We start from the raw sequence: 7,630 nt of genomic DNA, 5'->3' as shown, positions 1-7,630 counted from the left end.
GAACACCACCCACGGCGCCCGCCCCCCCGCCATGCTCCAGTTGCGGCTCACGTACGCCCGGATGCGCGCCCGAATCCACTGGCTCGCGTATGCCCCGAACGGAATCCCCCGCTCCTCGAACCGGCCCGCCGCCTCCATCAACCCCACGTTCCCCTCGGCCACCAGTTCGTCCAGCGGCAACCCCGTCCACCGGTACTTCCACGCCAGTCGCTCCACCAGCACCAGGTGCTCCCTCACGCGCGTCTCCACCACCTCGCGGAGCACCTCAAGCTCACGGGACTCACAGGACACGCTCGGGTTGATGGCTTCCATGGACCTCCTCCGGTCTCTTCGCGGCGAAGAACTCGTCCGCGAATGCACATAGAGATAAGCCAGGACCATTCTTAATAAAATTAGGTAGTTTGAACGCAACCCATCGGTTATCTCTATGGGTATGAGCTGGCTCAACTACCATCATCTCCTGTATTTCTGGACGGTTGCGCGGGCGGGCAGCATCGCCAAGGCAGGCGAAGAGCTGCACCTCGCTCAACCCACCATCAGCAGCCAGCTCAAGCTGCTGGAGGAGTCGCTGGGCCACAAGCTCTTCGAGCGACAGGGCCGCAAGCTCGTCCTCACCGACGTGGGGCGCACCGTCATGCGGTACGCCGATGAAATCTTCCGCCTGGGCAACGAGCTGAAGAACGTGGTCGCTGGGCTGCCCCCCGGCCAACAACTGCGCCTCAACGTGGGCATCCTCGACGTCATTCCCAAGCTCGTCGCCGAGCAGCTCCTCAAGCCCGCGCTCGAGGCAGGCCCTTCGCTGCGCATCATCTGCCGCGAAGGCCCCCTGCCCCAGTTGCTCGCCTCGCTCGCGCTGCACGAATTGGACGTGGTGCTCGCCGACGCACCCAGCTCCGAGCCCGTCAGCGTCCGCTCCTTCAACCACCTGCTCGGCAAGTGTGGCGTGTCCTTCTTCGCCGCCGACAGCCTGCGTCACCTCAAGAAGGACTTCCCCCGCTCCCTCGACGGCGCGCCCATGCTGCTGCCCTCGGACGAGTCCTCCGTGCGCCGCTCGCTGGACCTCTGGTTCGAGCGACAGGGCCTGCGCCCCCTCATCGCCGGCGACTTCGACGACAGCGCCCTGCTCCAGGCCTTCGGCCAGAGCGGCCACGGCGTCTTCGCCATGCCCTCCGTCATCGAGTCGCAGATGGAGCGCGAGTACAACTGTTCCGTCATCGGCCGCACCGACGAAATCGAGACCTGCTTCTACGCCATCACCGTCGAGCGCCGCCTGCGCCACCCCGCCGTCGTCGCCATCGCCGAGGCGGCCCGCTCGCAAATCTTCAGCGTCTGAGGCCCGCGGCGCTCAAGGCGAGGCGCGGTACACCTCCACGCCCGCCACCACCGTCGCCAGCACCCGCGCATCCACCAGCGCCTTCGCGGGCCCCTCCACCGGGTCCACCGACAGCGCCACGAAGTCCGCGTCCTGCCCTGGTGCCAACCCGCCGCGCCGAGCCTCCTCGAAGGACGCCCACGCCGGCCCTCGCGTGAAGCCCTCCAGGGCCTCGTACCCCGACAGCGCCTCCTCCGGCAGCCAGCCTCCCTCCGGTCTGCCCGTGGCGTCCTGCCTCGTGCGCGCCGCGTACAGCCCCGCCAGGACGTCCGGGTTCTCGATGGGGAAGTCGCTGCCCAGCGCGAGGGTGGCCCCCGCGTCCTTCAGGCTGCGCCACGCATAGGAGCCCCGGAGTCGCTCGCGGCCCAGTCGTGCTTCCGCCCACGGCATGTCGCTGGTGGCATGGGTGGGCTGAACGCTCGCCACGAGGCCCGCCGCGCCCAGGCGGGTGATGTCCTCGCGTCGCAGAATCTGCGCGTGCTCCACGCGGTGCCGCAGCGCCTTCGTGCCCGTCTCCTCCGACACGCGCGTGAGGACGTCCACCACCAATGTATTGGCACGGTCTCCAATGGCGTGGATGCACACCTGGAAGCCCCTGGCCATGAAGGCACGGCTCCGGGACTCGAGCTCCTCGGGCGACATCAACAACAGCCCGCGCTGTCCCGGCTCGTCACAGTAGTCCTCGTGCAGCGCCGCTCCCCGGCTGCCCAGCGCCCCATCCGCCAGGAACTTCACCGCGCGCATCGTCAGCATCCGTCCCTGCCACGGGCCTTGTGCCAGATAGGCGTGCCGCTCGTCCCCCTGGCCCGCCGCCATGGCGTAGATGCGCAGCGGGAGCGTGCCCTCGGCGTCCCACTGTTGAAGCAGCCGGAACGCATCCAGGTCCATGCCGGCGTCGTGGACTCCCGTCAGCCCCACCCGGGCACAGCGCTCCAGCGCCGCGCGGAGCCGTGTCTCCAGCTGCGCCTTCGTGGGCGGTGGCATCGCCGCGGCCACCACGTCCATGGCGTTGTCCACCAGCACTCCCGTCGGCTCGCCCTTCGCGTCCCTCAGGATGCGGCCTCCCTCGGGGTCCGGCGTGTCGCGGGAGATGGCTGCTCTGCGCAGCGCCTCGCCGTTCACCCAGGCCGCGTGGTGGTCCACTCGCGTGAGGAACACGGGCGTGGTGGGAAACACGGCATCCAGCTCGGCCCGACCCGGGAAGGCTCCACCGGGCCACTCGTTCTGGTCCCAGCCCCGTCCCAACAACCAGTCACCCTGGAAGCTGGAGACGGGTGCCTGTGTCAGTCGGCGCAGCGCCTCCTCGACCGAGGGCGCCTTCTCCAATCGCACCGTCGTCAGGCTTCGCCCCAGGCCGTGCAGATGTGCGTGGGCGTCCACCAGCCCCGGCACCACCGTGGCGGCTCCCAGGTCCACCTCTCGCGCACCGGGCGCGGCCGCCCTCACTTCGTCGCGCGTGCCCACCGCCACGACACGTCCGTCGCGCACCGCCAAGGCCCGAACGAGTGGACGCGATGCATCCAGCGTCCAGATTCGCTCTGCCAGATAGACCGTCGTCTCCACCGTGCGCCTCCGCCTGCTCCGCGTCGGGCTTCGTCTCCACGCGGGTCGCGCGCACTGTGCGCGAGCGAAGGGACAGTGTCACGAGGACCGTCTGCTTGGAGACGCGATGAGCAGAGCCGGCGCGGGCCGCGAGCAGGCTCCTGGCTCCTGGCTCGCGACTCACGGCGACGGGCGTCCGCGTATGGCGACGCGCTATTGCGGCTGCGTCTCCGTTTCCGTCGTGCCCGCATCGGGCTGCGCAGGCATGGGCGTGGCGGGGCCGGGCGGTTCGTCCGGCACGGTCTGCACGGGCTCCCGCACCTGGTCAGGGCCCTGGAGCGGCTCCTGTTGGTCCGTCCCGGCGGGCTGCGTGGTCTTGCAAGCCAGTGGCACTGCGGCCAGGCAAAGGGCGGCGATGAGAGCAACGCGGCGCATGAATCCTCCCCTTCGGAGTCTTGGCGAGCAGCGAATGTGCTGCCTGTCGTTCACACCGACCACCCGGGAAGCGTCCCGGCATGCGAGCACTCCCTCTCCATGCCCGATACCGGACATGCGCGAGCCGACTCGGGAAGGTGGAGCAGGGCATGACCACCGTTGCCTCGAAAGTGTCCTCACACCTCGGGAGCCTCGGGCCAGGCGGGTGGTGGGCAAGCGTTCGCTTCAGGAGGTGTGACTTGCCACGCTCACGCCACATCCAGCTGGAGAGAATCTGGGCCGCTTGCGTCCTGATGATGCTCGCCCTGGGCCTGCTCGCGGCGACACCTCCATCGAGCATTCCGTCCAGCTCCTCCACCGTGGCTCGCTGCGAGCTGGAAGGCGTGGTGGACACTGGCTCGGGCGCCTATCTGGCCGACTGCGTGCGGCGCGCCGAGCAGGGGGGACACTCGGCGCTGCTGGTTCGACTGGACACTCCGGGCGGCTCGCTGGAGGCCACTCGCACCATCGTCCGTGCATTCCTGGGCTCCACCGTGCCGGTGCTCGTCTGGGTGGGTCCCTCTGGTGCGCATGCGGGCAGCGCGGGTGTCTTCATCACCCTCGCCTCCAATCTGGCGGCCATGGCTCCGGGCACCAACATCGGCGCGGCGCATCCCGTGGCGGGTGTCACCGGACAGGACCCGGAGGCGGCAGGTGGCTCGCAGCTCGCCCGAAAGGTGGAGAACGACACCGTCGCCTTCGCCGAGAGCATCGCGCGTCAGCGAGGCCGCAGCGCGGAGTGGGCCTCCTCCGCCGTGCGCGACAGTGTCGCCGTCAGCGCGAACGCGGCCGTCGAACTGCGCGTGGTGGAGCACCTCGCGTCCAGCGAATCTGAGTTCCTTGCCTGGGCCGATGGACGTTCGGTGCAGGTGGCGGGGGGCGACACGGTGCGGCTGTCCACTCGCGACGCTCGACTCGTGGAGCTGACTCCGAGCCTCTCCCAGCGCACGGTCCATGCGCTCGCGCATCCCTCGCTGGTCTACCTGCTGTTCCTCATGGCCGCGCTCGGACTGGTCGTCGAGCTGGCGCATCCCGGCGGCATCGCGCCTGGACTCATCGGCCTGGTGGCACTGGTGCTCGCGCTGGTGGCCTCGTCCGCGCTGCCCGTGAGCGCGGGGGCCCTGTTGCTCCTCTTGCTCGGCGCGGCGCTCATCATCGCGGAGCTGTTCGTCACCAGTGGACTGCTCGGGGCCTCGGGCGTGGTGTTGCTGGGGCTGGGCGGACTGTTCCTGGTGGACCGCTTCGACCCGGACTGGTTCGTGGACCGCTCCTTCGGGGTGTCGTGGGCGTGGCTGATTCCCACCACGTTGGTCCTCGCGGGCGCGGCGGCCTATATCGCGTGGCGGAGCGCGCAGACGCGGCGGCTGCCTCAGCGCGGTGGAGACGCGGGACTCGTGGGCGAGGAGGGCACCACGCTGGCCCCCGTCACTCTCGAGAGCGGTGAAGTGTTCGTCCATGGTGAGCGCTGGCGCGCCACCTCTCCCTCCCCCATCCAGCGCGGCGCCCATGTGGTGGTGCGGCGCGTGGAAGGGCTCACCCTCTTCGTCGACGAGGTGAAGACATGACCAACGTGTTCGGGCTGCTCGGGTTCATCATTCCGCTGGGCATCGTCTTCCTGCTGTTCCTGTCAGGCGTGCGCATCGTCAACGAGTACCAGAACGGCGTGGTGTTCCGGCTCGGTCGCTTCGTGGGGTTGAAGCGCGCGGGCTTCCGCTGGCTCATCCCCTTCGTGGAGCGCATGGTCATCATCGACCTGCGCACCGTTGCTCGCGACGTGCCGCCCCAGGACGTCATCACTCGCGACAACGTCAGCGTGAAGGTCAACGCCGTCGTCTACTTCCGCGTCATCCATGCCGACAAGGCCGTGCTCGAGGTGGAGGACTATCTCTACGCCACCAGCCAGCTCGCCCAGACGACGCTCCGCGCGATTCTGGGCCAGGTGGAGCTGGACCAGCTCCTCAGCGAGCGCGAGCGCATCAACCACGAAATCCAGCAGGTGCTCGACGCGCGCACGGACCCGTGGGGCATCAAGGTCTCCAACGTGGAGGTGAAGCACATCGACCTGCCCCCGGAGATGCAGCGGGCCATCGCCCGACAGGCCGAGGCAGAGCGCGAGCGTCGCGCGAAAATCATCGCCGCCGAGGGCGAGCACCAGGCCGCCGAGAAGCTCGCCATGGCCGCGGACGTGCTCAGCCGCAACCCCGCCACGCTCCAGCTCCGATATCTCCAGACGCTGGTGGAAATCACCACCGGCGGCAATCACACCATCCTCCCCATCCCGCTCGACATCCTCCGTGCCGTTGGCGCCGCGGCGGCTCGCAGCGGCTTCGGTTCGGGCGAGGACGACAGGCGACACTCCAACGGGCATCGCGACGAGGACGGACATCCCGTGGGTGGATTGACGTAGGCTCTCACTCAGGTCTCCCACCTGAGCGAGTCCATGGATGAGTCCATCCCCTTGTTGGCGCCATAGGTCTGGAAAGCTGCGTCGGCGCCACCTCGGGGCAGCCGCCCTGTTCGCGCTCGTTCTGGCCTGTGCTCCCTCTCGCCGCTACTTCCTGAGCAGCGAGCTTCCCATCCTCGAGGGAAGGGACGTCCTGCGCGTGGCACCCGGTCCCTGGGAGAATGGAGATGTCCCTGCTGTGTATTCGGACGCAGCCACCATTCCAGATGACTTGCTCATTCCCGCTCTCAAAACCTTGATGACCTTGCCTGGGGCCACCGACGCGTGCGAGCCGAGCACGGGGCGCCCCCGCGCAGACGCAGCCGAGTACTGCCTCGCCGTCTACCGAACGGCAGAAGACTGGCGAGTGTCCTGGCCTATTCGGAATCTCACAGGCGAACGAAGTGCGTGCAGTCCTCCTTTCGGTGGGGTCGATGACAAGGACTTTGGCCGAGACCTCCCCATCTTCGGATTCGCGCACAATCATCCTTGCGGCACGAATGTGAGCAGCTCGGACTTGAGGGTGTCTCCCGCGATGAAATCAGCCGAAGGACACTGGAGCATGGTGGAGTACGCGGTGGCGCCCAACGGAAAGCCAGCACGTGACTCGCGAGGCCAGTTGATTCCGGCATGGGCATGGCTCGCGACAGGAAGAGCGGTAGCTCCTCGCATCTACAAGTGGAACCTCGCTGGCGAAGTGTTCCGATGGAGCGAGACTGGGAAGCGCTGGGACTTCCAGGCAACGTGCGAGCCCCAGAGGCCCAGCAACCTCTCCGCCGTGGTACCGCCTCCACGGTGCGTTCCCGAGTTGGACACGAAGGCCGAAGCTGCCCAGGAGTGACTTCCATGCTGAAGCCCCACTATTTCGTCCTCTTCGTCTCGCTCCTGGCGGATGGCGGCACGGAACCACCCAAGGCGAAGGCATCGACTCCAGTCTCGGATGCGGGCACTCCCAGCCCCAACGGTGTCGACTCCATTCCCTGGCCCAAAGACCTGCGCCCCCTGGCCACACTGGATGGGCCCGCCGTCCTGGCGGCGCATGCCGCGCTCCAACAAGTGCTGTCGCGGTTCCCCAAAGGAGGAACGAGCACATGTGAGTTCTCGGCCAAATCACTGGACGTCGTCGTTGGACAGGAAGCCGGCCTGTACTTCGTGCGCATCGACCGCCGCCCCGAGCGGTGTGGCTGGGCCCCTGGCGTCAGCCTTGAGTTCGATTGGTTCGAGCTCTATGCGGTCTCCCCCGACGGCCGCGTCCTCGGCCGCCATCCGTACATGCCTTAGCGCGGACCACTACAGGCGCGGTGGCGGGCGGGTGATTCCGAAGAGCTCCTCCCGCTCCAGTGTGATGGCCAGTCGGCTCAAGCGCAGCGAGGCCAGCGCGAGCACCGCCACCGCTCCCAGCAACAACACGCCGAGGGCGAAGGACACCACCGGCAACGGCTCCGGAATGTCGAGCTGACGCTTCGTCAGATACAGCAACGACGTCACCACGAACGCCAAGAGCGCCGTGTACGTGAGCGCGATGGCCCTCGCGAGGATGGCGTGCCGCCGGTCCAGGATGACCACCTCCTGCCGCAACAAGTCCCGCCGCGAGCTCCCATCCGGCAACTGCCGCGCCTCCCTCAACATCTCCCGCATCCGCGTCGTCATCCGCGCAATCTGGTTGTCCAACCCCGTCGCCACGATTCCACACGCCGACACCATCACCGCCGGCGTCACCGCCGTCCCAATCAACCGTATCGACGAGAGGTCCAACCCATCCGACACACCGTTCATCCCCCCTCTGTTCCACCCCACCC

Annotated in this window: 8 protein-coding genes; 4 read left to right on the top strand and 4 right to left on the bottom strand. The window is 68.0% G+C overall.

Translation table 11 applies throughout. From position 1 onward, the window contains the following. Window positions 1-312 (bottom strand): sigma factor (locus HUW62_RS44100; protein WP_303626920.1); only part of this gene is annotated, 312 nt, incomplete at its 3' end. 121 nt (window positions 313-433) lie between these two features. Between HUW62_RS44100 and nhaR the strand changes: the two genes are divergently transcribed. Then, complete coding sequence (nhaR, locus tag HUW62_RS44095) at window positions 434-1,333, top strand: transcriptional activator NhaR (RefSeq protein WP_163863185.1); 900 nt, start codon at window positions 434-436, stop codon at window positions 1,331-1,333. 12 nt (window positions 1,334-1,345) lie between these two features. On the opposite strand, the gene HUW62_RS44090 is transcribed toward nhaR, so the two are convergent. Continuing rightward, a complete protein-coding gene (locus HUW62_RS44090) occupies window positions 1,346-2,935 on the bottom strand; it encodes an amidohydrolase (RefSeq protein WP_176437862.1) in 1,590 nt (529 codons plus the stop codon). Between the two features lie 192 nt (window positions 2,936-3,127). Then, entirely contained in the window at window positions 3,128-3,349 is a 222-nt protein-coding gene (locus HUW62_RS44085; protein WP_163863189.1) for a hypothetical protein, read from the bottom strand. Window positions 3,350-3,645: 296 nt separating this feature from the next. On the opposite strand from HUW62_RS44085, the gene HUW62_RS44080 reads away from it, so the two are divergent. From HUW62_RS44080 to HUW62_RS49385, 3 genes are all read left to right on the top strand, one after another. After that, window positions 3,646-4,953, top strand: a complete 1,308-nt coding sequence (locus HUW62_RS44080; RefSeq protein WP_176437863.1) for a nodulation protein NfeD — start codon at window positions 3,646-3,648, stop codon at window positions 4,951-4,953. After that, complete coding sequence (locus tag HUW62_RS44075) at window positions 4,950-5,795, top strand: slipin family protein (protein ID WP_163863193.1); 846 nt, start codon at window positions 4,950-4,952, stop codon at window positions 5,793-5,795. The genes HUW62_RS44080 and HUW62_RS44075 overlap by 4 nt, the downstream gene beginning before the upstream one ends. A gap of 882 nt (window positions 5,796-6,677) precedes the next feature. Further along, window positions 6,678-7,112: a hypothetical protein gene (locus tag HUW62_RS49385; protein WP_240356150.1), complete on the top strand. Its 435-nt coding sequence runs from the start codon at window positions 6,678-6,680 to the stop codon at window positions 7,110-7,112. Between the two features lie 9 nt (window positions 7,113-7,121). Here the strand turns inward: HUW62_RS49385 and HUW62_RS44065 are convergent. Continuing rightward, the coding region (locus tag HUW62_RS44065; RefSeq protein WP_255203979.1) for a DUF2721 domain-containing protein at window positions 7,122-7,630 on the bottom strand (509 nt) is incomplete at its 5' end.

Origin of the sequence: Myxococcus sp. AM011, from assembly GCF_013372595.1 — a bacterium.
Taxonomy (GTDB): domain Bacteria; phylum Myxococcota; class Myxococcia; order Myxococcales; family Myxococcaceae; genus Myxococcus; species Myxococcus eversor.
The sequence above is the reverse complement of the archived record's forward strand: the minus strand, read 5'-3'. Positions and strand labels throughout refer to the sequence as shown.